Genomic DNA, 26,334 nt, shown 5'->3' with positions numbered 1-26,334 from the left:
GAGAATCCCGGTAGGCCCTGCCCGGGAGGTTGCCATGCGGTTGTCGTCGGCCGGTTCCGGCACGGTGGCGCGGAGCCCCGTCCACCACCCGTTCTTCGCCCGTTCCTACGCCCGGCTCAGCGTGGGCGCCGAGACCCGGCTCGGGATGGCCGCGATCCGCGAGCGGCTGCTGGCCGGACTGTCCGGGCGGGTGATCGAGATCGGCGCCGGGAACGGGCTGAACTTCGGGCACTATCCCGGGGCGGTCGCGGAGGTCGTCGCGATCGAACCCGAGCCGCTGCTGCGGAAGCTGGCCCTGGAGTCGGCCCTGCGCGTCCAGGTGCCGGTCGACGTGGTGCCCGGGGTCGCGGAGGCGCTGCCGGTGAAGAGCGAGGCCTTCGACGCGGCCGTGCTGTCACTGGTGCTGTGCAGCGTGCGGGACGTGGCACGGGCGCTGGGCGAGGTGCGGCGGGTGCTCAGGCCGGGTGGCGAGGTGCGGTTCTTCGAGCACGGCCGGGGCGGCGGCCGGATGATGGTGCTGACCCAGCGCACCCTGGACCGCACCGTCTGGCCCGCGCTGAGCGGCGGCTGTCACCTGGCCCGCGACCCGGTCGCCGGGCTGCGGGACGCCGGGTTCGAACTGGGTCCGCAGCGGCGGATCCTGCTGCCCGAGCGGGGACCGCGGCTGCCCACCTCGTACTGCTCGCTGGGCACGGCCTGGCGGCCCGGGGAACCGGCCGGGCGCTGACCGCCGCGGGCCGCCCCGGCACCGGACGCCGGCACACGCGGCGGCGGGCCCGCTGGGCCGTACCGGGGACCGTGTCCCCTACACGGTGTGCGTGTCGTCGGCCCCGGGAGGGATACCGGCTGTGCAGCCGGTCACACTAGGCTCGGTCGGGACGAGGGAGTCGACGACCGGGAGGCGGTCTTGACCACACCTGCAGCGGAGCACGCACCGGGCCTGACGCCGGACGGCGGGATCGCGGCCCGCGCGCGAGGGCTGACCAAGGCGTACGGCTCGGGCGAGACAGCGGTGCTCGCCCTGGACTCGGTGGACGTGGACATCGCCCGCGGCCGGTTCACCGCCGTGATGGGCCCTTCGGGCTCGGGGAAGTCCACGCTGATGCACTGTCTCGCGGGCCTGGACGACGTGTCCGCCGGTCAGGTCTGGCTCGGCGACACCGAGATCACCGGCATGAAGGACCGGGAGCTGACCCGGCTGCGGCGGGACCGGGTCGGCTTCATGTTCCAGTCGTTCAACCTGATCCCGACGCTGACCGCGGCGGAGAACATCACGCTGCCGATGGACATCGCGGGCCGCAGACCCGATCAGGCCTGGCTCGACCAGGTCATCGACACCCTCGGGCTGCGCGGGCGGCTGTCCCACCGGCCGGCGCAGCTCTCGGGCGGTCAGCAGCAGCGGGTGGCGTGCGCGCGGGCGCTGGCCTCCCAGCCCGAGCTGATCTTCGCCGACGAGCCGACGGGCAACCTGGACTCGCGGGCGGGGCTCGAGGTGCTGGGCTTCCTGCGCAGCGCCGTCGACGATCTCGGGCAGACGGTCGTCATGGTCACCCACGACCCGGGCGCCGCGGCCCACTCCGACCTGGTGCTCTTCCTCGCCGACGGGCGGATCGTGGACGAGATGGCGCGTCCGACGGCCGACGCCGTGCTGGAGCGCATGAAGGCGTTCGACGTCGTGCGCGGGCGGCTCGGCGACGACGTCACCGCGCAGGAGGGCTGACCCCGGTGCTCCGGGCGACCCTGCGCGGTTTCCTCGCCCACAAGGGCCGGCTGGCGCTGTCCGCGCTGGCCGTCGTGCTGTCCGTGGCGTTCGTCGCGGGCAGTCTGATCTTCTCCGACACCGTCGGCCGCACCTTCGACCGGCTCTTCGCCTCCACCGCCGCCGACGTGACCGTGGAACCGAAGGAGGACCTGAGGTCCCCGGTGCCCGGCGGCGTGGTCCGGACCGTCCCGGCGGGCCTGACGGAGCGGATCGCGAAGGTGGCCGGGGTCGCCGCCGTGTACGCGGACGTCTCGGTGCGGAACGTGGTGGTCGTCGACCGCCACGACCGGTCCGTGGGGCCGGTCACCGGCGCCCCGACCGTCGCCGGCTCCTGGTACGCAACCCGCCGCAGCCCGGTGCGGCTGACCTCCGGTCACGCGCCGCACGGCGCGGACGAGGCGCTGCTCGACGCGGACACCGCCGGCAAGAGGCACGTGCGGATCGGCGACCCGCTGACGGTGCAGGCGCAGCCGGGTTCGTTCCGGGTCCGGGTCGTCGGCATCGTCACGTTCACCACCACCAACCCCGGCGCCGCCCGGGTGTTCCTGGACCCGGCGGTGGCCGGCCGGGTGCTGCTCGGCTCCGCGGACCGGGCCACCGGCGTCTCGGTGAACGCGGTGCAGGGCGTGACCGACACGGAGCTGAAGCACCGGGTCGGCGCGGCGGTCGGCACCGGGACCTACGACCTGCGGACCGCCGACGAGCAGGCCAAGTCGGCCGCGGCCGACCTCGGCGGCTTTCTCGACGTCGTCAAGTACGTGATGCTCGGCTTCGCCGGGATCGCCGTGCTCGTCGGCGTCTTCCTGATCGTCAACACGTTCTCCATGCTGATCGCCCAGCGCACCCGCGAACTGGGCCTGCTGCGGGCGCTGGGCGCGGACCGGCGGCAGGTGCGGCGGTCGGTGCTGACGGAGGCGGTGCTGCTCGGCGTCGCCGGCTCCACGCTCGGTCTGGCCGCCGGGATCGGCCTGGCGTTCGGTCTGATCCGGCTGATGGCCGCGTTCGGGATGAACCTGAAGGCCACCGAGATGGTCATCGGCTGGGGCACCCCGGTCGCCGCGTACGCGGTCGGCGTCGGCGTCACCTTCGTCGCCGCGTATCTGCCCGCGCGCCGGGCCGAGGCCGTCTCCCCGATGGCGGCACTGGCGGACGCCGAGGTGGCCGGTGCGGGCAGGCCGTTGCGGATCCGGGCGGTCACCGGGTCCGTGGTGGGGGTGGCCGGGGCGGCCGCGCTGGCCGGCTGCGCGGCGGCCACCCGGACCGCCCCGGCGGCCTCGCTGCTGGGCCTCGGCGTGGTGCTGACGCTGATCGCCACCGTGATCGCGGGGCCGCTGCTGGTGCGGCCGGTGATCCGGGTCCTCGGCGGCGCCTTCCCCGCCCTGTTCGGGCCCGTCGGCCGGATGAGCCAGCGCAACGCGCTCCGCAATCCGCGCCGCACCGGCGCCACCGCCGCCGCGCTGATGGTGGGCCTGGCCCTGGTCGGCGGCATGTCCGTGGCGAGCGCGTCGATGTCGGCGTCGTTCGACCGGCAGATCGACCGGACGCTCGGTGCCGACTTCATCGTGCAGGGCACCGAGTTCAGGCCGTTCACCAAGGACGTCACGGACGCCGTGGCCGGCACCCCGGGCGCCGGGCTCGTGGTGCGGCAGCGGATCGCCCCGATCGCCCTGCGGCTGCCCGACGGCAGGCGCGTCGAGACCACCGTCACCGGGTACGACCCCCGGCTCGACGACGTCGCCCACCTCACCTACGCCCGGGGCGGCTCGCCCGCGGCGCTGGCGCCCGGGCGGCTCGCCATGGACGCCGGCTTCGCCCGGGACCACCGGGTGCGGATCGGCACCGTGCTCCCGGTCGAGTTCCAGGGCGGCCGCCTGGCCTCGCTGACCGTGGGGGCCCTGACCGACCAGGAGGGCTCACAGGCCTTCGGGTCGCAGGGCGGTGTCCTCCTCGGCCTCGCGACGCTCGGCGAGTACGTGCCGGACGGGCAGGACTCCGCGCTCTACGTCAACGCGGCTCCCGGCACCGGTACCCGGGAGCTGCGCGCGGGCCTCGAACGCTCGCTCAAACCGTTCCCGCAGGTCCAGGTGCGCGACCAGGCCGACTACAAGAAGCTCGTGCACGACCAGATCGCGGTGCTGCTGTACCTCGTGTACGCGCTCCTCGGACTGGCGATCGTCATCGCCGTGCTGGGCGTGGTCAACACCCTCGCCCTGTCCGTGGTGGAGCGCACCCGGGAGATCGGGCTGCTGCGCGCCATCGGGCTGAGCCGTCGGCAGCTGCGCCGGATGATCCGGCTGGAGTCGGTGGTGATCGCGGTGTTCGGGGCGGTCCTCGGACTGGGGCTCGGACTGGTGTGGGGCGTCTGCATGCAGCGGGTGCTGGCCCTGCAGGGCATGACCGCGCTCGCCATCCCGTGGGGCACCGTCGTCGCGGTCGTGATCGGCGCGGCGGTGGTCGGCATCGTGGCGGCCCTGCTGCCGGCACTGCGGGCGTCCCGCATGAACGTACTCACGGCGATCGCCCACGAGTGAGGCGGCCCTCGCGGGGCGGCTCGATGCTCGCTCGTCGTGTGAGACGGGCATCCCCCCGCGGGCGGCGCGGGCTTCTCAGTGAGGCGGCGGAAGGCGTGGTGGAATCTAGTCGCCAGGTTCAAGTCACCCGCCGTCGAGGAGAGTTCATGCCGCGCCCGTTCCGTTTCGGGGTCAATCTGCTCGCTCCCTCGCCCGCCGCCGAGTGGCGGGCCACGTGCCGTCGCGCCGAGGAGCTGGGATACGACGTGATCCTGGTCCCCGACCACCTCGGCATGGTCGCGCCGTTCCCCGCGCTGGTGGCGGCCGCCGAGGCCACCGAGCGGCCACGGCTCGGCACGTTCGTGCTCAACGCGGGCTTCTGGAACCCCGCGCTGCTGGCACGCGAGGTCGCGACCACCGACGCGCTCACCGGCGGACGGCTCGAACTCGGCCTCGGCACCGGCTACGTCGAGGCCGAGCACGAGGCGGCCGGACTGCCGTACGGCTCCCCGCGCGAACGGGTGGACCACCTGCGGCGCACGGTCCTGGAGCTGGACCGGCTGCTCGGCTCGCCGGAGCACCGGCCGGAGCCCGAGCAGCGCCGGGTGCCCCTGCTGATCGGCGCCAACGGGGACCGCATGCTGCGGCTGACCGCCGAGCACGCGGACATCGCGGCGTTCACCGGAGCCCGGCCGGGACGCACCGCGGGGACGCTGGAGCCGCTGACGGCCGGCGAACTGGACGAGCGGGTGGCCCGCTACCGGGAGCACGCGGCGGGCCGGGCCGAGGAGGCCGAGCTGAACCTGCTCATCCAGCTCGTCGCCGTCACCGACGACCCGGAACCGGTCCTCAAGCCCCTTCTCGAGCGCCAGCCGCAGCTCAGCCTGGAGGATGCGCTGGCCCTGCCCATCGTGCTGGTCGGCCCGCTCGATCAGCTCGTGGAGCGGGTGCGGGCGCAGCGCGAGCGCTTCGGATTCTCGTACCTGACGGTCCTGGAGCCGTCGATGGAGGCGTTCGCCCCGGTGCTGGCCCGGTTGCGCGAGGAGTCCGCATGATGGAATTCCGGGGCGGAAGCGCCGTCGTGTGATGGGGTCCTCGCATGACCGGACTCCGCCTGCGCCCCGCCCTGCCCGCCGACCTGGACGCCGTTCTCGCGTTCTGGCGAACGGCCGCCGAGGGCACCAGCATCAGTGACGACCGCGACGGGGTGGAGCGGCTGGTGGCCCGCGATCCCGGGGCGCTGATCCTCGCCGAGTCGGAGGGCGAGCTGGTCGGCACGGTGATCGCCGGGTTCGACGGCTGGCGCTGCCATCTGTACCGGCTCGCGGTGTGTCCCGGGCGGCGGCGGCAGGGCGTCGGCTCGGCGCTGCTGGCCGCCGCCGAGGAGCGGTTCGCGGCGCTCGGCGGGCGGCGCGCGGACGCGATGGTGCTGGTCCGCAACGAGAGCGCGCACCACGCGTGGCGGGCCGCCGGGTACGGGCCCGAGGAGCGGTGGCGGCGCTGGGTGAAGCCGCTCGCGGGCTGACCGACTCCCGGCCGCTCGCCGGCCGGTCCACGGCGGCTCGCCGGCCGCGGTCCACGGCGGCTCGCCGACCGGTCTCCAGCGGCTTCCGGACCGGGTTCCGCCCCTGTTCGGCCCCGCGTCCCGCCGTTCACTGACCGCATCCCAGGACTCTTTGCCCATCCTTTACTCTTGAGGGAGCACTCGGCCCTCCATGAAAGGTTGTGAGAGTCCGCCCATGGGCGATCCTCCCAGTCCGCGACACCGCGCGTTCCGCCGCGCCCTGCCCGATCATGGGACGGGGGTGACCCGATGACCGAAGTGCTGCTCCTCCTGCTGGCGATCCTGCTCGCCGTGGCGTGCGGCGCCTTCGTCGCGGCCGAGTTCTCGCTGACCACCGTCGAGCGCGGCGAGCTGGAACGGGCCGCCGAACGCGGCGAGCGGGGCGCCGCCGGCGCCCTGAAGGCCGTACGGAACCTGACCTTCCAGCTCTCCGGCGCACAGCTCGGCATCACCGTCACCAACCTGGTGGTCGGCATGCTCGCCGAGCCGTCCATCGCCAAGCTCCTCGCCGGCCCCTTCGAGGCGCTCGGCCTGTCCGCCACCACGGCGAGTTCGGTCGCGCTGGTGGTGGGCACGGCCCTGTCCACGGTGTTCCTGATGGTGGTCGGCGAGCTGGTGCCGAAGAACTGGGCGATCTCCTCGCCGCTGGCCGTGGCCAAACGGGTGGGCAACGCGCAGCGCTGGTTCAGCGCCGCCTTCCGCCCCTTCATCACGCACCTGAACAACATGGCCAACCGGGTGGTGCGCCGGATCGGCGTCGAGCCCGCCGAGGAGCTGGCCTCCGCGCGCGGACCGCAGGAGCTCGCGGCCCTCGCCCGGCACTCAGCGAAGGCGGGCGCGCTGGAGGCGGACACCGCCGAGCTGTTCGTCCGGACGCTGAACCTGGCCGACCTGACCGCGGAGAACGTGATGACCCCGCGCGTCCAGGTCGTCGCCCTCGACGCCCAGGCGACCTGCGAGGACGTCGCGAACGCGACCCGGGCGACGGGCCTGTCCCGCTTCCCGGTCTACCGGGGCAGCCTCGACTCGGTCGTGGGCGTCGCCCACATCAAGGACGTCCTGGCCATGCCCGCCGACCAGCGCACCCGCCGCTCCGTCGGCCAGGTGATGCGCGAGCCGCTGATGGTGCCCGAGTCGCTCACCGTGGACCGGCTGCTGGACCGGCTGTCCGGCAAGCGCACCATGGCCGTCGTCATCGACGAGTACGGCGGCACGGCCGGCGTGGCCACGCTGGAGGACATCGTCGAGGAGGTCGTCGGCGAGGTGCGGGACGAGCACGACCCGCACGAGACGCCCGACCTCGCCCCCGCGGGGGCCGACGCCGAGGGCCGGGCCCTGTACTCGGCGGACGGCGCCGCCCGCACCGACCAGCTCGCGCGGGTGGGCCTGCGGGCGCCCGAGGGGCCGTACGAGACGCTGGCCGGCCTCGTCGCCGCCGAGCTGGGCCGCATACCCAGCGTCGGGGACACCGTCGAGGTGGCCGGGTGGCGGCTGGACGTGGTGGACGCCTCGGGGCGCCGCGCCGCCCGGGTGCTGCTGCACGCACCGCTGGACGACGAGGAGCACGACCGCCGGACGGAGGGGGCGCGATGACCGCCGTACAACTGCTGATCGGTCTGGCGACCCTGGTCGTCAACGCCTTCTTCGTGGGCGCCGAGTTCGCGCTGATCTCGGTGCGCCGCTCGCAGATCGAGCCGCTCGCCCAGGAGGGCGACCGGCGCGCGAAGAGCGTGCTGTGGGGCCTGGAGCACGTGTCCGCGCTGCTGGCCGCCGCCCAGCTCGGCATCACGCTGTGCACGCTGGTCCTCGGTGTGGTCGCCGAGCCGGCGATCGCGCACCTGCTGGAGCCGGTGTTCCACGCGGTCGGCGTGTCCGCGGGCGTGGGCCACGCGGTGTCCTTCGTGATCGCGCTGAGTCTGGCCACCTATCTGCACATGCTGCTGGGCGAGATGGTGCCCAAGAACATCTCGCTCGCCGAACCCGTGCGCAGCGCGCTGCTGCTCGGCCCGCCGCTGGTCGCGCTCTCCCGGGCGCTGCGCCCGGTGATCTTCGCGATCAACGCCTTCGCGAACGGGCTGCTGAGGCTGCTCAGGGTGGAGGCGAAGGACGAGGTGTCGGCGACCTTCACGGACACCGAACTCGCCGAGATCGTCAAGGACGCCAGCGAGGCGGGCCTCATCGACGGCCGGGCGCAGGAGCGGCTGCACGACGCCCTGGAGCTGGGCCGCCGCCCGGTGAAGGACGTCGTCGTCCCGCTCCGGCGAGTGGTCTACGCGCGCGTGGGCGTCACCCCCGAGCAGTTGGAGCGGCTGTCGGCCGAGTCCGGCTTCTCCCGGTTCCCCGTGGTCGACGAGGGTCGCCGGATCGTCGGCTACCTGCACGTCAAGGACGCGCTGGACGCCCTGCCCCGGGACCTGCCGTTCCGGCTGCGGGACATGCGGCCCATCGCGCGCGTCCGGGAGAGCACACCGCTGGACGACGTGCTCACCGCGATGCGCGGCAGCCGTACCCACGTGGCGGGCGTGCTCGGCGACGACGGCCGGCTGGCGGGCCTCGTGACCATGGAGGACGTCCTGCGGGAGCTGTTCGGGCAGCCCGCCTGAGTCCCTGCCGCCGGTCGCCCTCCGGCCCGCCCGGAGCGGGCCGGAGGGCGACCGACCGACGGGTATGGAACCGGGTTACCATCGCTGACGCCATGCACACGAATTCCATATCTCCCGCGTACACCAGCCTGGTCGCGCTCGGCGACTCCTTCACCGAGGGCATGTCGGACCTGCTGCCCGACGGCTCCTACCGGGGCTGGGCCGATCTGCTAGCCACGCGGATGGCCGCCCGCACGCCCGGTTTCCGGTACGCCAACCTCGCGGTGCGCGGGAAGCTGATCAAGCAGATCGTCGACGAGCAGGTCGACGTGGCGGCCGCGATGGGCGCCGATGTGATCACCCTCGTCGGCGGACTCAACGACACGCTGCGGCCCAAGTGCGACATGGGGCGGGTGCGGGATCTCCTGACGGAGGCCGTGGAACGGCTCGCGCCGAGCTGCCGGCAGCTCGTGCTGATGCGCAGCCCCGGCCGGCAGGGCCCGGTGCTGGAGCGGTTCCGGCCGCGCATGGAGGAGCTGTTCGCCTGCGTCGACGAGCTGGCCGCCAAGCACGGCGCGCTGGTGGTCGACCTGTACGGGGCGCCGTCGCTCGCGGACCCGCGGCTGTGGGACGTGGACCGGCTGCACCTGACGGGCGAGGGGCACCGCAGGGTCGCCGAGGCGGTGTGGCAGGCGCTCGGCCACGAGCCCGAGGACCCCGAGTGGCACGTCCCGGCGCCGGCCACGCTGCCGCCCGGCTGGGTGCACCGGCGCGTCGCCGACGCGCGGTTCGCCCGGCAGCACCTGCTGCCCTGGATAGGCCGCCGGCTGACCGGCCGCTCCTCCGGCGACGGCCGCCCGGCGAAGCGCCCCGACCTGCTGCCGTACGAGGAACGGGCGTAGCGCTCCGCGCGGAGCCGGGCCGCGACCGCCGAGGGGCCGGCGGGCCGCTCGGAGTGACGTGGCTCTCGTAGCTTCCGCCGAACAGGACCGTGGCGCTGGCCTGCACGAACCGCCAGTAGAATCTGGACACGTGACTTCCGCTCCCGCCAAGCCCCGCATCCCGAACGTCCTCGCCGGACGCTACGCCTCCGCCGAGCTCGCCACGCTCTGGTCGCCCGAGCAGAAGGTGAGGCTGGAGCGGCAGCTCTGGCTCGCCGTGCTGCGGGCCCAGAAGGACCTCGGCATCGAGGTGCCGGACGAGGCGATCGCCGACTACGAGCGCGTCCTCGACACCGTCGACCTGGCCTCGATCGCCGAGCGCGAGAAGGTCACCCGGCACGACGTGAAGGCGCGGATCGAGGAGTTCAACGACCTCGCCGGGCACGAGCACGTGCACAAGGGCATGACCTCGCGCGACCTCACCGAGAACGTCGAGCAGCTCCAGATCCGGCTCTCCCTGGAGCTGGTGCGCGACCGCACCGTCGCCGTCCTGGCGCGGCTCGGCAAGCTGGCGGGCGAGTACGCGGAGCTGGTCATGGCCGGCCGCTCGCACAACGTGGCCGCCCAGGCCACCACCCTCGGCAAGCGGTTCGCGACCGCCGCCGACGAGCTGCTGGTCGCGCACGGCCGGGTCGAGGAGCTGCTGGGCCGCTACCCGCTGCGCGGCATCAAGGGCCCGGTCGGCACCGCCCAGGACATGCTGGACCTGCTCGGCGGCGACGCGGCGAAGCTGGCCGAGCTGGAGGACCGCATCGCGCGGCACCTGGGCTTCTCGCAGGCGTTCACCTCGGTCGGCCAGGTGTACCCGCGCTCGCTGGACTACGAGGTCGTGACCGCGCTGGTGCAGCTCGCCGCCGCGCCGTCCTCGCTGGCGAAGACGATCCGGCTGATGGCCGGGCACGAGCTGGTCACCGAGGGCTTCAAGCCGGGCCAGGTGGGCTCCTCGGCGATGCCGCACAAGATGAACACCCGCTCCTGCGAGCGCGTCAACGGCCTGATGGTGATCCTGCGCGGCTACGCCTCGATGACCGGCGAGCTGGCGGGCGACCAGTGGAACGAGGGCGACGTCTCCTGCTCGGTGGTGCGCCGGGTGGCCCTCCCCGACGCGTTCTTCGCGCTGGACGGCCTGCTGGAGACCTTCCTGACCGTGCTCGACGAGTTCGGGGCCTTCCCGGCCGTCGTCGCCCGCGAGCTGGACCGGTACCTGCCGTTCCTCGCCACCACCAAGGTGCTCATGGGCGCCGTGCGGGCGGGCGTCGGCCGCGAGGTCGGGCACGAGGCCATCAAGGAGAACGCCGTGGCCACCGCGCTCGCGATGCGTGAGCAGGGCGCCGAGCGCAACGACCTGCTCGACAAGCTCGCCGCCGACGAGCGGCTGCCGCTCGGCCGCGAGGAGCTGGCCGCGCTGATGGCCGACAAGCTGTCCTTCACCGGTGCGGCCGCCGCCCAGGTCGGCGTGGTCGTGGGCCGGATCGAGGAGATCGTCAAGCAGCATCCCGAGGCCGCCGGCTACACCCCCGGAGCGATCCTCTGACCCGCTTCACCCCGGCGGAACTGGAGGCCGCCCGCGACCGTCTCCTCCCGGACGTGGTCGCGGACGGCCTCCGGGTCCTCTTCTGCGGCATCAACCCCGGACTGATGTCGGCGGCGACCGGACACCACTTCGCCCGCCCGGGCAACCGGTTCTGGCCGGTGCTGCATCTGTCCGGCTTCACGCCGAGGCTGCTGAAGCCCGCCGAGCAGCGGGAACTGCTGACGTACGGGCTGGGCATCACCAACGTCGTGGCGCGGGCGACCGCTCGCGCCGACGAGCTGACCGCCGAGGAGTACGTGGCGGGCGGGCGGACGCTGGCGGACAAGGTGACGCGGCTGAGGCCGGCGTGGCTGGCCGTGGTCGGCGTGACCGCGTACCGGGCCGCCTTCGGCGACCGCAAGGCCGGGGTGGGGCCGCAGGAGAGGGCCGTCGGCGGCACGCGGGTGTGGGTGCTGCCCAACCCCAGCGGGCTGAACGCGCACTGGACCACGGCGACGATGGCGGAGGAGTTCGCGCGGCTGCGGAAGGCCGCGGAGGGAGCCTGACGGGTCAGGGCGGGTCCGTGTCCGTTACCACCGCCAGCAACCGGCAGGGGAGTTCACCGTCCCGCCGGGACACGCCCAGGGCGACCCAGCGGTCCGGCCCGGCCCGCCACAGGTGCACGTCCGGCACGTGAGCGGCCAGCGTGCCCCACGGTTCCGCGGCCGCCTCCCCCTCCGCGCTCCGCAGGAGCACGCCGGCCAGACCGAACACGTCCGCCGGCCCCCACCGTTCGGTGAGCCGCTCGGCGAGCGCGTCCCGGTCGGCCTCGTACTGCGCCTCCACCGTCTCCCGCTCGGCGCCGTCGTCCCCCTGGAGGTCGCCGCTGGTCCGCAGGGCGGCCATCAGGTAACCCGGCCCGCCCGTGCCGACGTCCGTCCTGCCGTGCTCCGCCGGGAACTCCCGTGCGCACAGCCGCTCTATCAGAGCAAGACAGTTCGCGATGTCCATGTGATCCAGTAAAACGGGCGGCACTGACAATTGGCACGCCGTCAGGCGTCCCTGCGCCGCACGCTCCACGCTCCCGCGGACAGGGCCGCCGCCGCCCAGAGCGCGGCCACCGCGAGCCCGGTCCAGGGACCGAGGGCTCCGTCGTGGCCGCTGTGCAGGGCGACTTGGCCGGCCCGGTCGGGCAGCAGGTCGGCCACGCCCGAGGACATGTCGCCGATGACGAAGGACACGATCAGCAGGAACGGGATCAGCACGGAGAGCGTCGCGACGCCGCTGCGCAGCACGGCCGTGAGTCCCGCGGCGAACAGCGCCATCAGCGTGAGCTGGAGACCGCAGCCGACGGCGCCGCGCAGCCCCTCGGTCCAGGTGGGCCCGGAGTCGCCGAGGACGGACTTGCCCACCAGCAGTGTCACCAGGCCGGTGAGCAGCCCCGTCGCCAGCACCGGCAGGGCGATGGCCGTCGCCTTCGCGGCGAACCACCGCCGCCGGTCGGGTACGGCCGACAGCGTCAGCCGCAGCGCGCCACCCCGGAACTCGGAGGCGACGGCCGTCGTACCGAAGGCGATCGCGGCGATCTGGCCGAAGTTGACGCCGAAGAACACCGAGAACAGCGGGTCCGCGTCGTCGGCGTCGGCGGAGGCGAGCGCGGAGAACGCGACGGTGGCGAGGAGGACGGCGACGAGGCTGCCGACGAGCGAGCGCAGGGTGCGGATCTTGATCCACTCCGCGTGTAGAACCGGGGCGAACGGCATGGTCAGGCCTCCTGGGGCTGGGCGGTGAACTCGGCCTCGGCGGCCGTCAGATCGAGGTAGGCCTCTTCGAGGGTGGCCTCCTGGGCGGTGAGTTCCAGCACGGGCACGCCCGCCTCCGAGACCAGGCGGCCGATGTCGTCCACGCGCGCGTGCCGCACCGTCCAGGCGCCGTCCTCGTCCTGGGAGGCGTCGTGGCCGTGGCGGGCGAGCAGGGCGCCGAGCGCGGCGGCGTCCGTGGTGCGGATCCTGACCCGGGGCCGCACGCGCGCGTGGATGAACTCCTGGACCGGGGTGTCGGCGAGGAGTCTGCCCCGGCCGAGGATCACCAGGTGGTCGGCGAAGGCGGCGGTCTCGTGCATCAGATGGCTGGAGACGAGGACCGTACGGCCCTCGTCGGCGAGCCCGCGCAGCAGGGTGCGGATCCAGATGATGCCCTCCGGGTCGAGGCCGTTGGCGGGCTCGTCCAGCAGGATCACCTCCGGGTCGCCGAGGAGCGCGGCGGCGATCCCGAGCCGCTGGCGCATGCCCAGGGAGTACGTCCGCACCCGGCGGCGGGCCACGTCGGCGAGCCCGGTCCGCTCCAGGACGGTGTCCACCCGGTGGGCCGGGATGCGGTTGCTCACCGCGAGAGCCCGCAGATGGTCGCGCGCGGTGCGGGAGCCGTGCGCGGCCCCGGCGTCCAGCAGGGCGCCCACCCGGCGCAGGGGGTCCTGGAGTTCGGCGTAGGCGCGGCCGCCGATCCGGGCCGTCCCGGAGGTCGGCCGGTCGAGGCCGAGGACGAGCCGCATGGTGGTGGACTTCCCCGCGCCGTTGGGGCCGAGGAATCCGGTGACCCGGCCGGGACGGACGCCGAAGGTCAGCCGGTCCACGGCGCGCCGGCCGCCGTACTCCTTGGTGAGGTCTCGCACGTCGATGCTGGTCATGGCAACAGCCTCGCGGGGAACGGGCGTCGGATCCTCCCCCGCCGGCGGGGAGCGTCTCCCCCGCGCGGGGGAGGTCCGCTCGCCCGGGCCCCTGCGAGGATGGGCCCATGGTCCGTTTCCTGCGCCCGCTGTCGCGCGGGACGACGTACACCCGTCTGCTGCATCTGTGGGTCCCCATGCTGCTGCAGAGCGTGTGGATGCTGATCGACGAGTCGAAGCCCTGGGTGCCCGCGCTCGTGCTCGTCCCGGTCGGCCTGGTGCCCGCCGTGCGCGTGGGCGAGGGCGTGCAGGGCCGGCTGCTGCTGACGCCCGGCGTGGAGGACCCCGGCATCTCCGCCACGCCGTCGGCGAGTTGGCGGGACCGTGGCCGCACGGTGCTGTGGCTGGAGCTGCGGATGCTCCTCGGCTGGGTGACGTCGTTCTTCTCGGTGTGGATGCCGATCGCGGCGTACGAGCTGGCGAAGTTCGCCTGGGGGCGCGCTCCTTCGGGGGTGCCCGTGCTGGACCTGCTGCCGCCGGACCGGGCCTGGGCCCTGCTGGCGCCGCTGCCGCTGCTCGCCCTGTACGGGGCCGTCGTCGGACTCGGCCGGCTGGTCACCGCGTGGGCCCGCCGGTTCCTCGGGCCGTCCGCCGCCGAGCGGCTGGCCGCGCTGGAGGAGCGGACCGAGCGGCTGCTGGAACGCACCCGGATCGCGCGGGAGTTGCACGACTCCATCGGGCACGCCCTGACGGTGGCGGTGGTGCAGGCCGGCGCGGCGCGGGCGGCGGGTGATCCGGAGTTCACCGACCGCGCCCTGGAGGCCATCGAGGAGACCGGCCGGGCCGCGCTCGACGATCTGGAGCGGGTGCTCGGGGTGCTGCGGGAGTCGGAGCGGCCGGCGAGCGCCCGGCCCACCCTCGCCGACGCCGATCGCCTGCTGGAGTCGGCACGCGCCTCCGGAGCCAAGGTCGAGGCCGAGGTGACCGGCCCGGTGGACGCCGTGCCGGGGCCGGTCTCGCGCGAGGGGTACCGGATCCTGCAGGAGGCGCTCACCAACGTGCTGCGGCACGCCGGGGCCGTCCCGGTGCGGGTCCGGGTGTCCGTGCGCGGGGACGCGCTCACCCTGGAGGTCCGCAACCCGCTGCCGGCCGGGCCGCCGGGGGCCGGACGGGGCAGCGGGCTGCGCGGTATCCGGGAGCGGGCCGCGCTGCTCGGGGGCAGCGCCCGCACCGGCCCCGACGAGGGCGACTGGCAGGTGCGGGCGGAGCTTCCGCTCGGTTGATCTACGCTGGCCGGATGCCGGTCTCCGTACTCCTGGTCGACGACGAGCCCCTGGTGCGCGCGGGTCTGCGCGCCGTGCTGGAGGCGCAGCCCGACATCCGGGTGGTCGGTGAGGCCGCCGACGGGGCGGCGGTCATCCCGCTGGTGCGCCGGCTGCGGCCGGACGTGGTGGCGATGGACGTGCGGATGCCGCTGATGGACGGGATCGAGGCCACGCGTGCGGTGCTGCGCACGGTGGACGCACCGCCCAAGATCATCGTGGTGACCACCTTCGAGGACGACGAGTTCGTGTACGAGGCGCTGCGGGCCGGCGCCGACGGGTTCCTGCTGAAGCGGTCCCGGCCGGCCGAGATCGTGCACGCGGTACGGCTGGTGGCCGACGGCGAGTCGCTCCTGTTCCCGGCGTCCGTACGGCGCCTGGCCGCCCGGTTCGGGGAGCGGCGCGCGGCCGGCGCCCCGCTGACCGGGGCCGGGCTGACGGAGCGGGAGGCGGAGGTGCTGCGGCTGATGGCACGGGGGCTGTCGAACGCGGAGATCGCCGCCCGGCTGGTGGTCGGGACGGAGACGGTGAAGTCGCACGTGAGCGCCGTGCTGGCCAAGCTGGGGGCGCGGGACCGCACCCAGGCGGTGATCGCCGCCTACGAGTCGGGGTTCGTCGCGCCGGGCTGACCGGGCGGGTGCCGCGGGGCCTGCGGGGCCCGGCACTCGCAGGGGTGGGCCGGGCCGAGTACGATCCGCCCAACACGCCCGCGAGCTGGGAGGACGGACGGTGGGGCAGCTTACCGGCGGCGATCCCTCGCTGCTGCGAAGGATCAACTCCGCGGTGGTGCTGCACGCGTTGCGGACCACGGACTGCGCGACGCTCACCGAGGTCACCCGGGTCACCGGTCTGTCCCGGCCGACCGTCGAGGGCGTCGTCGAGGGGCTCATCGAGGCGGGGCTGGTGGTCGAGAAGGCCGCCGACGAGGGCACCGCGCGCCGGCAGGGGCGGCCTGCCCGGAGGTTCCGGTTCCGGGCCGAGGCCGGTCATCTGCTGGGCCTGGAGATCGGGCCGCACCGGGTCGCCGCGCTCCTGTCCGACCTGGACGGGCGGGTGCTGGGCTCGCAGGCCAAGGAGGTGGCCGAGACGGCGCCGGCGGACGAGCGGCTGGACCGGCTGCGCGGCGCGGTCGCCGAACTGCTGCGCCGGGCCGGGGTGGCACGCGGCTCGCTGCGCGCGGTGGGCGTGGCCTCGCCGGGGATCGTGGAGGCGGACGGGACGGTCCGGCTGTGCACGGCGCTGCCGGGGTGGACGGGTCTGCGGCTCGGCGAGCGGCTCGGCCGCTCCTTCAAGTGCCCGGTGCTGGTGGAGAACGACGCCAACGCGGCGGCCGTCGCCGAGCACTGGAAGGGCGCGGCGACGGAGACCGACGACCTGGTGTTCGTCCTGGCCGGGCTCAGCCCGGGCGCGGGCGCGCTGATCGGCGGCCGGCTGCACCGGGGGTACGGCGGGGCGGCCGGGGAGATCGGCGCGCTGCACCTGCTGGGCCGGGAGGTGACCCCGGAGACCCTGCTGTCCACCACCGACGAGCCGCTGCACCCGCTGGACGAGCAGGCGGTCGCCGAGGTGTTCGCGCTCGCCCGGGACGGCGACCAGCGGGCGGGGGCGGCGGTGGAGCGGTTCATCCAGCGGCTCGTCCACGACGTGGCCGCGCTGGTGCTGGCCCTCGACCCCGAGCTGGTGGTGATCGGCGGCTGGGCGGCGGGCCTCGACGGTGTGCTCGATCCGCTGCGCCGCGAGCTCGCGCGCTACTGCCTGCGCCCGCCCGGGGTGGCGCTGTCCGCGCTCGGCGGGGCGGCGGTGGCCACGGGTGCGCTGCGTCTCGCCCTCGACCACGTGGAGGCGGAGCTGTTCGCGGTGGAGGGAACGGTCACCGCGCGGCGTTGACACCGGACATGTGAGCGCCGGGGCTGCGGCGACGACGGCCGGCGAGGGAGACGTCCGGCCGCGCCCGGCTGGAGGTCCGGGGCGCGGCCGAGGACGCGTCGCTCAGGAGGCCCGCCGCTCGGGGTCGTGGTGTATCTCCACGTCGGGCGAGTCCCCGAAGGTCAGCCGGCAGGTGTCGGCGCGGTAGGTCGCCACGGAGATGGCGGCGGTGCGGCCCTCGGCGAAGAAACGCGTGGTGACGACGAGCACGGGCGCGCCGGGCAGCCGGTCGAGGTCCTTGGCGTCGTCCGCGCGGGCGGAGCCCAGTTCGACGGCGCGGTCCTGGCCCTCGAGCTCCAGGCGCTGCAGTTCGCGCAGCACCGCACGCGCGCGTGCCGCGCCGGACGGCGCGTCGATGGCGGTCAGGTCGGGCACCGAGGCGTCGGGGACGTGGAGCAGTTCGGTGGCGACGCGCTGGCCGCCCGACATCCGCGATCGGCGCACGATGTGCACCGGCTCACCGGAGCCGGTCTCCAGGGCGGCGGCGACCGCGGCGGGCGGCGCGGAGCGCACGCTGTCCACGGGCTGCCAGGCGTCGTCGGCGGCTCCCGGCCAGGTGTGCTGCCGGCTGCCCACGGCCACGCCCACGCGCGGGGGCGCGACGGTCGTGCCGACGCCGCGCCGGCGCTGCAGCCGGCCTTCCAGCTCGAGCTGTTCGAGGGCCTGGCGGAGCGTGGCGCGGGCGACGCCGAAGCGGGCGGCCAGGTCGCGCTCGTTGGGCAGGATCTCGCCGACCGAGAACTCCGAGTCGAGTGCCTCACTGAGCACGGTCTTGAGATGCCAGTACTTCGGTTCCGGCACCGATTCCAGCTGCGTGGTCCCCACCCTGTCCTCCGCAAGTGCCGTGATCCGGCGGTTTTTAGCGCCCTTGTTTATTAAAGGTTGTTGCACTTATCTGCGACCATAGGACGGCCCACACCCTTGGTCAAGACCAATCCTCGATCCCTGGGGCGACACACGGGTGAGGAGCCGTGCAGCGTTCACACGGCGTTCGCACGGGTGGACGCATGCGGGCATCCAGGAGGAGTCCGGCGCAGCGCCCCTGGGGGCCGGCGGACGCGCGGACTCGGGGAGGCGAGCAAGGGGCTACCCGTCGGTAGTTATTGCTGACAAACTGTCTACGGCGTCCGTCAGCAGCCCAGCCGAGGAGCACTCCATGTCCGCCACCGCCACCTTCCCGGTCCCCACTCCGCACGGCCCGCGGGACGTGACCGTCTCCTACGCGCGCGTGGGACGCGGTGCGCCCCTGGTCCTGCTGCACGGCATCGGCCACCACCGGCAGGCCTGGGACCCGGTGGTGGACATCCTCGCCACCGAGCGCGAGGTGATCGCGGTGGACCTGCCGGGCTTCGGCGCGTCCCCCGGTTTGCCGGACGGCCTGCCGTACGACCTGCCCACGACCAACGCCGTGCTCGCCGCCCTCTTCGAGGCGCTGGAGCTGGACCGCCCGCACGTGGCCGGCAACTCGCTGGGCGGCCTGCTGGCCCTGGAGCTGGGCCGCGAGAAGCTCGTACGGTCCGTCACCGCCCTCTCCCCCGCCGGGTTCTGGACGCAGGCCGAACGCCGCTACGCGTTCGCGATGCTGCAGACCATGCGGGGTGTCGCCCAGCGCCTGCCACTGCCCCTGGTGGAGCGGATGTCGCGCTCCGCGGCCGGACGCACCGCGCTGACCAGCACCATCTACCGCCGGCCCGGCCGCCGTTCGCCCGACGCCGTGGTCGCCGAGACGCTCGCGCTGGCCGGCGCCACCGGCTTCGACGCCACCCTGCGGGCGGGTGTCACCGTCCAGTTCACCGACGGCCTGCCGGGGCTGCCGGTCACCGTCGCGTGGGGGACCCAGGACCGGCTCCTGGTGCGCCGCCAGGGCGTCCGCGCCAAGACGATCATCCCGCACGCCCGGCTGGTGCGGCTGCCCGGCTGCGGGCACGTCCCGATGAACGACGACCCGGCGCTGGTCGCCCGCGTCATCCTCGACGGCAGCCGCTGACCGGCTGAACGCTCCCGGGACGGCCCATTGTTCACCTGCGGTTCGCGCGCGCGCCGCGGCGCACCAGTAGGTGTGGCTCTGCACACCGGCCGGATCCCGTCCTTGGAGGCACAGCCATGTCCCACCGCCCGCTCCCCGGCCGCCGCGGCGTGCTGCGCGGCTCGCTCGCCGCGTCGGCGGCCCTGACCCTGCCCGTGGGCCTCGGCGCGGCCCCCGCCTTCGCGCGTTCCGGGCGCCCCTCGGCGGACTGGGGCGTGCAGACGGGAGACGTGACCACCGACTCCGGCCTGGTCTGGGTGCGTTCGGACCGGCCGGCCCGGATGACCGTGGAGACCTCGGCGACCGAGTCGTTCCGGAACCCGCGCCGGTGGCACGGTCCGCTGCTGGGCGCCGGCACGGACTTCACCGGCACCACCCGACTGCACGGCCTGCCCTCCGGCGAGCAGATCCACTACCGGGTGCTGCTCGCCGACCCCGACGACCCGCGCCGTACCGGCGAGCCGGTGACCGGCACCTTCCGCACCGTCTCCCGGCACCGCCGGGACGGCGTGCGGTTCCTGTGGTCGGGCGACCTGGCCGGGCAGGGCTGGGGCATCAACCCCGACCTGGGCGGCTACCGGATCTACGACGCGATGGCGAAGCTGGACCCGGACTTCTTCCTGTGCAGCGGCGACAACGTGTACGCCGACGGCCCCATCGCCGCCACCCAGGCCCTGCCCGGCGGCGGCACCTGGCGGAACGTCACCACCGAGGAGAAGGCGAAGGTCGCCGAGACCCTCGCCGAGTACCGGGGCAACTTCCGCTACAACCTGCTGGACGACAACCTCAGGCGGTTCAACGCCCAGGTGCCGTCCATCGTGCAGTGGGACGACCACGAGGTGCGCAACAACTGGTACCCGGGCGAGGTGATCGCCGCCTCGGACACCCGGTACACCGAGAAGAGCGTCGACGTGCTGGCGGCACGCGCGCGGCGGGCGTTCAGCGAGTACTTCCCGGTCTCCACGCTGCGGCCGGGCGCGAAGGAGGGCCGGGTGCAGCGCGTGCTGCGCCAGGGCCCGCTGCTGGACGTGTTCGTGCTGGACATGCGCACCTACCGCGACGCCAACTCGCCCGGCGACCAGACCACGGACCCGCAGGGCATCCTCGGCCGTGAGCAGCTCGACTGGCTGAAGCGGGAGCTGGCGCGGTCGCGGGCGGTGTGGAAGGTGATCGCCGCGGACATGCCGATCGGTCTCGTGGTGCCCGACACCACGGAGGGCCGGCCGAACTTCGAGGCGGTGGCGCAGGGCGACCCCGGCGCCCCGCTGGGCCGGGAGCTGCAGATCGCCGAGCTGCTGCGCTTCGTCAAGCACCGCCGGATCACCGGCACGGTGTGGCTGACGGCGGACGTCCACCACACCTCGGCGCAGCACTACCAGCCGTCCCGGGCGGCGTTCACCGACTTCGAGCCGTTCTGGGAGTTCGTCTCGGGCCCGCTGAACGCCGGCGCCTTCCCGGCCAGCGAGCTGGACGCGACCTTCGGCCCGGAGCGGGTGTTCGTGAAGGCGCCGACCGCGTCGAACGTCTCGCCCGCGGGCGGGTACCAGTTCTTCGGCGAGGTCGACATCGACGGCGGCAGCGGCGAGCTGACGGTACGGCTGCGCGAGCAGGACGGCACGGTGCTGTTCACGCGGACCCTGCAGCCGGGCCGGGTCGGCCAGTAGGACCCCCGCCGGGACCGCCGGGTCCCGTACCCTCGACGCAGTGCCGCGCGCCGGCGTCATCCCCCGGGGCGCGGCACGGGTCAACTTCGTTCCCGCCGACGCGTTTCGGGGGTACTGAAAGATCGTCGGCGGCGGCCGGGAGTCTCGTGACCTGCCGGGGTCCGCAGTACTGGAAAGTCCAACAAAACGGACGGAGCATGCTTTACCCATCGGTCACAAACCGTTCGTGATCACGCAACACCGTTCCTTCACAGTGGCTGCATGACTTCAGACATGTCTCGAGTGACCCGGACGAAGCACGGCCGGCCCGTGCACCACTGGCGGCGGGACCTCGTCGAGCTCGCGGCCCTGTTCACGGCGGTGGCGGTGGCGGACGGCGTGGCCAACCTGGTCGGACACGGCCCCGACGGTCCCGCGCTGCTGGTGGTCTCGGCGGTCCTGCTGGCCGCGACGGCGGGCTTCCACACCTGGTGGGCACGCCGCCACGGGCACGCGCCGCCGACCGGGCATACCGGTGCCCGGCCGGCCGCCGAGGTGCGGCCGGCCGGGCCCGCGCACGCCCCGGACGCGCCGGCGCCGGACACGGCCGGGGCGAGCACGCTGTGGCGGATGCGGACCACGGTGCGGGACGAACCCGGCTCGCTGGCCGCGCTGTGCACGGCGCTGGCCGGACGGCGGGTCGACATCCTGAGTCTGCAGACGCACCCGCTGGCGGAGGGCACCGTGGACGAGTTCCTGCTGCGGGCGCCCGAGGCGCTCGCGGCGACCGAGCTCACCCGGACGGTGTCGCTGGCCGGTGGCACGTCCACCTGGATCGAGCGGGCCGACGCGCACGACCTGGTGGACGCCCCGACCCGGGTCCTGGCCCTCGCCGCGCGCACCGCGCTGGACACGGCGGAACTGCCGCTGGCCCTCAGGCAGTTGCTGGGCCGGTGCACGATCCGCTCGCTGCCCGCCACGCCCTTCGGCGGCGGCCGCGGACCGGAGCCGGTGCCCACGGAGGGGGTGCTGGAGGACACCGTCATGCGGCTGCGGGCGCCCGGGGGCGGCGTACTCACCGTGGAGCGGCCGTATCTGCCGTTCACCCCGGCGGAGTTCGCGCGGGCCAGGGCGCTGGTGGAGCTGGACAGCCGGCTCGGTCCGCGGATCCCGGGCGGCCACGACGTGCTGACGCTGCCCGAGGGCGCCGACATCACCGTGCGCCGGGTGGACACCGGTGACCTCGACGCGGCCAGGGCCATGCACGAGCGGTGCTCGCGGCGCACCCTCGGCCTGCGCTACCACGGGCCGGTCGGCGACACCGACCGCTATCTGAACCACCTGCTCAGCCCCCGGTTCGGCCGGACGCTGGCCGCGCAGACCGCCTCCGGGCGCATCGTCGGCCTCGGTCATCTGCTGTGGGACGGCGACGAGACCGAGGTCGCGCTGCTCGTGGAGGACGCGTGGCAGCGGCGCGGCATCGGCGCCGAACTGCTCGGCCGCCTGGTGGCGATGGCCGTGGAGGCCGGCTGCGAGAGCGTGTACGCCGTGACGCAGGCCTCCAACACCGGGATGGTCGCGGCGATGCGCGGCCTCGGGCTGCCCCTGGACTACCAGATCGAGGAGGGCACCCTGGTCGTCACGGCACGCCTGGACACCGCTGCCGTCGGCACCCGGGCGACGCACGGGGGCCGGGCGGAGCGGCTCGGCGAAGCGACCCGCCGCGACTGAAGACCGCGGCGGGAACGGCGGCCCGGCCCCCCCGCACCGGGCCGCCGTCGTCCGTACGGGGCCGTCAGCCCACGGTCTCCTGGAGGGGGGCCGCGTCCCGCAGCGGGACCGGCGTCAGGGTCCGCTCTCCCAGCGCCCGGTCCAGGTCCGCCCACAGGTCGTCGACGTCCTCGAGACCCACCGACATCCGCAGCAGCCGGTCGCTCACCCCGGCGCCGCGCCGGTCGTCGGCGTCGACGATGCGGTGGCTGATCGAGGCGGGGTGCTGGATCAGGGTGTCGACGCTGCCCAGGCTGACCGCCGGGGTGATCAGACCGACCCGGGCGATCACCTCGTGCGGGTCGCCGTGCGTCTCGAAGGCGACCATCGCGCCGCCCAGCTTCGGGTAGTGCACGCGGGCCACCCGCGGGTCGGCGGCGAGCCGGCCGGCGAGCTCGGCGGCGCTCGCGGAGGCGGCCCGGACCCGCACCGGCAGCGTGGACAGGCCCCGCAGCAGCAGGTAGCCGGCCAGGGGATGCAGGACACCGCCGGTGGCGAAACGTATCTGCCGGAGCCGTCCGGCGAACTCCTCGTCACAGGCCACCACACCGGCGAGGACGTCACCGTGGCCGCCGAGGTACTTCGTGGCGCTGTGCAGCACCAGCCGCGCGCCGTGTTCGGCGGGACGCTGGAGGACGGGGGTGGCGAAGGTGTTGTCGGCGAGCAGCGGGACCGAACCGCAGGCGTGGGCGACGGCCCGCAGGTCGACCTCGGCGAGGGTCGGGTTGGCCGGTGACTCGACCATCACCAGGCCGGTGTCGGGGCGCAGCGCGTCGGTGATCCCGGCCGGATCGGTCCAGGTCACCTCGGTGCCGAGGAGCCCGGCGGTCAGCAGGTGGTCGCTGCAGCCGTACAGCGGGCGCACCGCGACCACATGGCGCAGCCCCGTCGCGGACCGCGCGAGGAGGACCGCGCTGAGCGCGGCCATGCCGCTGGCGAAGGCGACGGCGGACTCGGTGCCCTCCAGGCGGGCGAGGGCGGTCTCGAAGCGGGCCACGGTCGGGTTGCCGAGACGGCCGTAGATCGGCGGGCCGTCGGGGTCGGCGCCGTCGGTGGCGAACGCGTCGATGCGGGCGGCCTCGCCCCGGCTGTCGAAGGAGGGGTAGGTGGTGGACAGGTCGATCGGCGGGGCGTGCAGTCCCTGGCGGGCGAGATCGTCGCGGCCGGCGTGCACGGCCTCGGTGGCCAGTGCTCTCGATGCGGGGCGTACGGCGTCGTAGGCACCCGTGCTCGCTGTGTCCATGGGCGGAAGGGTGAACACCGGACGGGATGCGGGGGCGGGACACCGTGCTACGTTCGGCACATGGCCGAATCTGTCGCACTGGATCCGGTGGATCTCCATCTGCTGCGGCTGCTGCAGAACGACGCCCGGACCACCTACCGCGATCTCGCCGCCCAGGTGGGCGTGGCGCCGTCGACGTGCCTGGACCGGGTGACGCGGCTGCGCCGCGCGGGCGTGATCCTCGGCCACCAACTGCGGCTCGACCCGGCCAGGCTGGGGCGCGGTCTGGAGGCGCTGCTGCTGGTGCAGGTGCGGCCGCACCGCCGGGAACTGGTGGGGCCGTTCGTGGAGCGGATCCGCGCGCTGCCGGAGTCGCGGTCGGTGTTCCATCTGACCGGTCCCGACGACTACCTGGTGCACGTGGCCGTGACGGACATGGCCGATCTGCAGCGGCTGGTGCTGGACGGGTTCACCGCGCGGCGGGAGGTGGCCCGGGTGGAGACCCGGCTGATCTTCCAGCAGTGGGACTGCGGGCCGCTTCTGCCCCCGGCTGAATCCGGGACGCACGGGTGACGCGGGCGCCGTCCGCGTATGAGGATGGGCGCCATGTCCGACATCCAGAGCCCGCTGCCCCGACAGGTCGCCGACGCGTACGTGGACGACCTCATCGCCCTCGACCCGGTCACCGGTACCTACCTCGGTGTGAAGGAGAGTTCGACCAGGCTGCCCGACTACTCCCCGGCCGGCCAGGAGGCCCTGGCGGAACTGGCGCGGACGACGCTCGCGCGGCTCGACGAGGCCGAGCGGCGGCCCGGAGCGGACAGTGACGTGGAGCGTCGCTGCGGCCGGCTGCTGCGGGAGCGGCTGACCGCCGAACTGGCCGTGCACGAGGCCGACGAGCATCTGCGCGCGGTCGGCAACATGAGCACGCCGGGCCACTCGGTGCGGGAGGTGTTCACCGTGATGCCGGCGCAGACCGAGGAGGACTGGGCGGCGATCGCCCAGCGGCTGCGTGCGGTGCCGGCCGCGGTCGCGGGCTACCGGGAGTCGCTGGAGCTGGGCCTGGAGCGCAAGCTGTACGCGGCGCCCCGGCCGACCGCCACGTACGTCGAGCAGCTCTCCGAGTGGACGGACACCGACGGCAAGGGCCGCGGCTGGTACGAGGACTTCGCCACGGCCGGTCCGGACGCGCTGCGCGCGGAACTGGACGAGGCGGCGCGGACGGCGACCGCCTCGCTGGTGGAGCTGCGGGACTGGATGCGGGACGTGTACGCACCGGCCGTCGAGGGCGCGCCGAACACGGTGGGCCGCGAGCGGTACGCCCGCTGGGCCCGCTACTTCAACGGCACCGACCTGGACCTGGACGAGGCGTACGCGTACGGCTGGTCGGAGTTCCACCGCATCCTCGGCGAGATGAAGCAGGAGGCGGAGAAGATCCTGCCCGGCGCCGGGACGCCGTGGGTGGCGCTGGCGCACCTGGACGAGCACGGCCGGCACATCGAGGGCGTCGACGAGGTCCGCGAGTGGCTGCAGGGCCTGATGGACCGGGCCATCGCGGACCTGGACGGCACGCACTTCGAACTCGCCGAGCGGGTGCGGAAGGTGGAGTCGCACATCGCCCCGCCCGGCGGCGCCGCCGCCCCGTACTACACCGCTCCGTCGGAGGACTTCTCCCGTCCGGGCCGGACCTGGCTGCCGACCATGGGCCTGACCCGGTTCCCGGTGTACGACCTGGTGTCGACGTGGTACCACGAGGGCGTGCCCGGGCACCATCTGCAGCTCGCGCAGTGGGCGCACGTGGCGAAGGACCTCTCCCGCTACCAGGCCACCGTCGGCGGGGTCAGCGCCAACGCCGAGGGCTGGGCGCTGTACGCGGAGCGGCTGATGGACGAACTCGGCTATCTGACGGACCCGGAGGAGCGGCTCGGTTACCTGGACGCGCAGATGATGCGCGCGGCGCGGGTCATCGTCGACATCGGCATGCACCTGGAACTGGAGATCCCGGCGGACTCGCCGTTCCACCCCGGTGAGCGCTGGACGCCGGAGCTGGCGCAGGAGTTCTTCGGCTCGCACAGCAGCCGTCCGGCGGACTTCGTGGAGAGCGAGCTGACCCGGTACCTGACGATTCCCGGCCAGGCGATCGGCTACAAGCTCGGCGAGCGCGCCTGGCTGCGGGGCCGCGAGAACGCCCGCGCGCGGCACGGCGACTCCTTCGACCTGAAGGCCTGGCACATGGCCGCCCTCTCCCAGGGCTCGCTGGGCCTGGACGACCTGCTGGACGAGCTGTCCCGGCTCTGACCGCACCGGCCCCTCGAGGGTCCGGCCGGACGTCGACCGGACGGACCGGCCCCCGAGGGTCGCTACGCCCGGGAGCGGGCGGGGCCGGTCACCGCCCCCGGCGGCGGCCGGCCCCGCCGCGTTCCGGCTCAGGGGCGTGCGCGCGTGCCCTCCGGCTCGGGGGCGCGGCGGGGCGCGGCACCGCCGGCCAGGAGCACCGGGCTAAAGCGCGCCTGCCGCTCGCGGTAGGTACGCGCGAGGTGGTGCTGCAGCCGTACGTGGCGGAACCGGTAGACGGCGCCGGTCTGCCGCAGGACGCCGCGCCGGGCCTCGCACCGGAGCGGCGACTCGGGCGCCCCCGCGGTCTGGCACGTGCCGGGCAGCCAGTAACCGTCGGACGCGAACGGCTTCGAGGCGTCGGGACCGTGGGCCGGCATCACGAAGGCCGTCATCCTGGGCCCGGCGCCGTGGACACCCGGATGCGCGGCGTCGCGTGCGCGCAGGTCGGCGAGGATGTCCCGGGTGACCGACCAGCCCTGAGGCATGGCGGGCGGCGGGGACGTCCGTGCGGCGGCTCCGCCGTACGGACGTCCCCGGTGGCGCGGGGCGGG

General features: G+C 74.4%; 24 protein-coding genes. 18 read left to right on the top strand and 6 right to left on the bottom strand.

What is annotated here, in order from left to right; all coding sequences use genetic code 11:
• Positions 1-34 precede the first annotated feature (34 nt).
• The 10 genes from ACZ7JA_RS18070 to mug all read left to right on the top strand — a co-directional run bounded on the left by ACZ7JA_RS18070 (position 35) and on the right by mug (position 11,438).
• Positions 35-727, top strand: a complete 693-nt coding sequence (locus ACZ7JA_RS18070; RefSeq protein WP_389296768.1) for a class I SAM-dependent methyltransferase — start codon at positions 35-37, stop codon at positions 725-727.
• Positions 728-907: 180 nt separating this feature from the next.
• Positions 908-1,720 carry an ABC transporter ATP-binding protein gene (locus ACZ7JA_RS18065; RefSeq protein ID WP_351668656.1) on the top strand — a complete coding sequence of 271 codons (813 nt, stop codon included), beginning with the start codon at positions 908-910 and terminating at the stop codon, positions 1,718-1,720.
• Between the two features lie 5 nt (positions 1,721-1,725).
• Positions 1,726-4,293 (top strand): ABC transporter permease, encoded by a 2,568-nt coding sequence (locus tag ACZ7JA_RS18060; RefSeq protein WP_470809119.1) that lies wholly within the window; start codon positions 1,726-1,728, stop codon positions 4,291-4,293.
• A gap of 146 nt (positions 4,294-4,439) precedes the next feature.
• Positions 4,440-5,327 (top strand): LLM class F420-dependent oxidoreductase, encoded by an 888-nt coding sequence (locus ACZ7JA_RS18055; RefSeq protein WP_351668660.1) that lies wholly within the window; start codon positions 4,440-4,442, stop codon positions 5,325-5,327.
• Between the two features lie 44 nt (positions 5,328-5,371).
• On the top strand, positions 5,372-5,797 hold the full coding sequence (locus ACZ7JA_RS18050) for a GNAT family N-acetyltransferase (RefSeq protein ID WP_351668662.1): 426 nt from the start codon (positions 5,372-5,374) through the stop codon (positions 5,795-5,797).
• Positions 5,798-6,085: 288 nt separating this feature from the next.
• Positions 6,086-7,429 (top strand): hemolysin family protein, encoded by a 1,344-nt coding sequence (locus ACZ7JA_RS18045; RefSeq protein WP_351668664.1) that lies wholly within the window; start codon positions 6,086-6,088, stop codon positions 7,427-7,429.
• Complete coding sequence (locus ACZ7JA_RS18040; protein WP_351668666.1) at positions 7,426-8,439, top strand: hemolysin family protein; 1,014 nt, start codon at positions 7,426-7,428, stop codon at positions 8,437-8,439. Before ACZ7JA_RS18045 ends, ACZ7JA_RS18040 begins: the two co-directional genes overlap by 4 nt.
• Positions 8,440-8,531: 92 nt before the next feature.
• Complete coding sequence (locus ACZ7JA_RS18035; protein ID WP_351668668.1) at positions 8,532-9,320, top strand: SGNH/GDSL hydrolase family protein; 789 nt, start codon at positions 8,532-8,534, stop codon at positions 9,318-9,320.
• A gap of 130 nt (positions 9,321-9,450) precedes the next feature.
• Positions 9,451-10,893, top strand: a complete 1,443-nt coding sequence (purB, locus tag ACZ7JA_RS18030) for an adenylosuccinate lyase (RefSeq protein WP_351668670.1) — start codon at positions 9,451-9,453, stop codon at positions 10,891-10,893.
• Entirely contained in the window at positions 10,890-11,438 is a 549-nt protein-coding gene (gene mug / locus ACZ7JA_RS18025) for a G/U mismatch-specific DNA glycosylase (protein ID WP_470809575.1), read from the top strand. The genes purB and mug overlap by 4 nt, the downstream gene beginning before the upstream one ends.
• A 4-nt stretch (positions 11,439-11,442) precedes the next feature.
• Here mug and ACZ7JA_RS18020 read toward each other — a convergent pair whose 3' ends face one another.
• The 3 genes from ACZ7JA_RS18020 to ACZ7JA_RS18010 are packed head-to-tail and all read right to left on the bottom strand — an operon-like array spanning position 11,443 to position 13,558.
• Positions 11,443-11,883 carry a hypothetical protein gene (locus ACZ7JA_RS18020; protein WP_351668672.1) on the bottom strand — a complete coding sequence of 147 codons (441 nt, stop codon included), beginning with the start codon at positions 11,881-11,883 and terminating at the stop codon, positions 11,443-11,445.
• 41 nt (positions 11,884-11,924) lie between these two features.
• Entirely contained in the window at positions 11,925-12,635 is a 711-nt protein-coding gene (locus tag ACZ7JA_RS18015; RefSeq protein WP_351668674.1) for an ABC transporter permease, read from the bottom strand.
• Between the two features lie 2 nt (positions 12,636-12,637).
• Positions 12,638-13,558 (bottom strand): ABC transporter ATP-binding protein, encoded by a 921-nt coding sequence (locus ACZ7JA_RS18010; RefSeq protein ID WP_450751147.1) that lies wholly within the window; start codon positions 13,556-13,558, stop codon positions 12,638-12,640.
• A gap of 107 nt (positions 13,559-13,665) precedes the next feature.
• Here ACZ7JA_RS18010 and ACZ7JA_RS18005 point away from each other — a divergent pair, with 107 nt between their 5' ends.
• From ACZ7JA_RS18005 to ACZ7JA_RS17995, 3 genes are all read left to right on the top strand, one after another.
• The gene (locus tag ACZ7JA_RS18005) at positions 13,666-14,820 is read left to right on the top strand and encodes a sensor histidine kinase (RefSeq protein ID WP_389449580.1); all 1,155 of its coding nucleotides are present in this window, start codon (positions 13,666-13,668) and stop codon (positions 14,818-14,820) included.
• Positions 14,821-14,834: 14 nt separating this feature from the next.
• On the top strand, positions 14,835-15,488 hold the full coding sequence (locus ACZ7JA_RS18000; RefSeq protein ID WP_351668678.1) for a response regulator transcription factor: 654 nt from the start codon (positions 14,835-14,837) through the stop codon (positions 15,486-15,488).
• A 100-nt stretch (positions 15,489-15,588) separates the two neighbouring features.
• The gene (locus ACZ7JA_RS17995; RefSeq protein ID WP_351668680.1) at positions 15,589-16,746 is read left to right on the top strand and encodes an ROK family transcriptional regulator; all 1,158 of its coding nucleotides are present in this window, start codon (positions 15,589-15,591) and stop codon (positions 16,744-16,746) included.
• A gap of 102 nt (positions 16,747-16,848) precedes the next feature.
• Here ACZ7JA_RS17995 and ACZ7JA_RS17990 read toward each other — a convergent pair whose 3' ends face one another.
• Positions 16,849-17,610, bottom strand: coding sequence for a GntR family transcriptional regulator (locus ACZ7JA_RS17990; RefSeq protein ID WP_351668682.1), 762 nt, complete (start codon positions 17,608-17,610; stop codon positions 16,849-16,851).
• Between the two features lie 331 nt (positions 17,611-17,941).
• On the opposite strand from ACZ7JA_RS17990, the gene ACZ7JA_RS17985 reads away from it, so the two are divergent.
• The 3 genes from ACZ7JA_RS17985 (at position 17,942) to ACZ7JA_RS17975 (ending at position 22,185) form a co-directional block, all read left to right on the top strand.
• Positions 17,942-18,772 carry an alpha/beta fold hydrolase gene (locus ACZ7JA_RS17985; protein ID WP_351668684.1) on the top strand — a complete coding sequence of 277 codons (831 nt, stop codon included), beginning with the start codon at positions 17,942-17,944 and terminating at the stop codon, positions 18,770-18,772.
• 116 nt (positions 18,773-18,888) lie between these two features.
• Positions 18,889-20,475, top strand: a complete 1,587-nt coding sequence (locus ACZ7JA_RS17980; RefSeq protein WP_351668686.1) for an alkaline phosphatase D family protein — start codon at positions 18,889-18,891, stop codon at positions 20,473-20,475.
• A 273-nt stretch (positions 20,476-20,748) separates the two neighbouring features.
• Positions 20,749-22,185, top strand: coding sequence for a GNAT family N-acetyltransferase (locus ACZ7JA_RS17975; RefSeq protein WP_470809111.1), 1,437 nt, complete (start codon positions 20,749-20,751; stop codon positions 22,183-22,185).
• Between the two features lie 64 nt (positions 22,186-22,249).
• On the opposite strand, the gene ACZ7JA_RS17970 is transcribed toward ACZ7JA_RS17975, so the two are convergent.
• Positions 22,250-23,467, bottom strand: a complete 1,218-nt coding sequence (locus ACZ7JA_RS17970; protein ID WP_351668690.1) for a trans-sulfuration enzyme family protein — start codon at positions 23,465-23,467, stop codon at positions 22,250-22,252.
• 60 nt (positions 23,468-23,527) lie between these two features.
• On the opposite strand from ACZ7JA_RS17970, the gene ACZ7JA_RS17965 reads away from it, so the two are divergent.
• The gene (locus ACZ7JA_RS17965; RefSeq protein ID WP_351668692.1) at positions 23,528-24,019 is read left to right on the top strand and encodes an Lrp/AsnC family transcriptional regulator; all 492 of its coding nucleotides are present in this window, start codon (positions 23,528-23,530) and stop codon (positions 24,017-24,019) included.
• 33 nt (positions 24,020-24,052) lie between these two features.
• Complete coding sequence (locus ACZ7JA_RS17960; protein WP_351668694.1) at positions 24,053-25,744, top strand: DUF885 domain-containing protein; 1,692 nt, start codon at positions 24,053-24,055, stop codon at positions 25,742-25,744.
• Between the two features lie 128 nt (positions 25,745-25,872).
• Here ACZ7JA_RS17960 and ACZ7JA_RS17955 read toward each other — a convergent pair whose 3' ends face one another.
• The gene (locus ACZ7JA_RS17955) at positions 25,873-26,268 is read right to left on the bottom strand and encodes a hypothetical protein (RefSeq protein ID WP_470809108.1); all 396 of its coding nucleotides are present in this window, start codon (positions 26,266-26,268) and stop codon (positions 25,873-25,875) included.
• Positions 26,269-26,334: the final 66 nt, after the last annotated feature.

Source organism: Streptomyces sp. NPDC038135 (genome assembly GCF_055601245.1).
Note: the sequence above shows the minus strand (reverse complement) of the source record. Positions and strands in the feature narration are given on the sequence as shown.

Excerpts from the sequence above, each read along its gene's own strand:
- ACZ7JA_RS18070 (WP_389296768.1), top strand. The coding sequence starts at position 35 with ATGCGGTTGTCGTCGGCCGGTTCCGGCACGGTGGCGCGGAGCCCCGTC.
- ACZ7JA_RS18055 (WP_351668660.1), top strand. The coding sequence starts at position 4,440 with ATGCCGCGCCCGTTCCGTTTCGGGGTCAATCTGCTCGCTCCCTCGCCC.
- ACZ7JA_RS18050 (WP_351668662.1), top strand. The coding sequence starts at position 5,372 with ATGACCGGACTCCGCCTGCGCCCCGCCCTGCCCGCCGACCTGGACGCC.
- ACZ7JA_RS18045 (WP_351668664.1), top strand. The coding sequence starts at position 6,086 with ATGACCGAAGTGCTGCTCCTCCTGCTGGCGATCCTGCTCGCCGTGGCG.
- ACZ7JA_RS18040 (WP_351668666.1), top strand. The coding sequence starts at position 7,426 with ATGACCGCCGTACAACTGCTGATCGGTCTGGCGACCCTGGTCGTCAAC.
- ACZ7JA_RS18035 (WP_351668668.1), top strand. The coding sequence starts at position 8,532 with ATGCACACGAATTCCATATCTCCCGCGTACACCAGCCTGGTCGCGCTC.
- ACZ7JA_RS18020 (WP_351668672.1), bottom strand. The coding sequence starts at position 11,883 with ATGGACATCGCGAACTGTCTTGCTCTGATAGAGCGGCTGTGCGCACGG.
- ACZ7JA_RS18015 (WP_351668674.1), bottom strand. The coding sequence starts at position 12,635 with ATGCCGTTCGCCCCGGTTCTACACGCGGAGTGGATCAAGATCCGCACC.
- ACZ7JA_RS18010 (WP_450751147.1), bottom strand. The coding sequence starts at position 13,558 with ATGACCAGCATCGACGTGCGAGACCTCACCAAGGAGTACGGCGGCCGG.
- ACZ7JA_RS18005 (WP_389449580.1), top strand. The coding sequence starts at position 13,666 with ATGGTCCGTTTCCTGCGCCCGCTGTCGCGCGGGACGACGTACACCCGT.
- ACZ7JA_RS18000 (WP_351668678.1), top strand. The coding sequence starts at position 14,835 with ATGCCGGTCTCCGTACTCCTGGTCGACGACGAGCCCCTGGTGCGCGCG.
- ACZ7JA_RS17985 (WP_351668684.1), top strand. The coding sequence starts at position 17,942 with ATGTCCGCCACCGCCACCTTCCCGGTCCCCACTCCGCACGGCCCGCGG.
- ACZ7JA_RS17980 (WP_351668686.1), top strand. The coding sequence starts at position 18,889 with ATGTCCCACCGCCCGCTCCCCGGCCGCCGCGGCGTGCTGCGCGGCTCG.
- ACZ7JA_RS17975 (WP_470809111.1), top strand. The coding sequence starts at position 20,749 with ATGTCTCGAGTGACCCGGACGAAGCACGGCCGGCCCGTGCACCACTGG.
- ACZ7JA_RS17970 (WP_351668690.1), bottom strand. The coding sequence starts at position 23,467 with ATGGACACAGCGAGCACGGGTGCCTACGACGCCGTACGCCCCGCATCG.
- ACZ7JA_RS17965 (WP_351668692.1), top strand. The coding sequence starts at position 23,528 with ATGGCCGAATCTGTCGCACTGGATCCGGTGGATCTCCATCTGCTGCGG.
- ACZ7JA_RS17960 (WP_351668694.1), top strand. The coding sequence starts at position 24,053 with ATGTCCGACATCCAGAGCCCGCTGCCCCGACAGGTCGCCGACGCGTAC.
- ACZ7JA_RS17955 (WP_470809108.1), bottom strand. The coding sequence starts at position 26,268 with ATGCCTCAGGGCTGGTCGGTCACCCGGGACATCCTCGCCGACCTGCGC.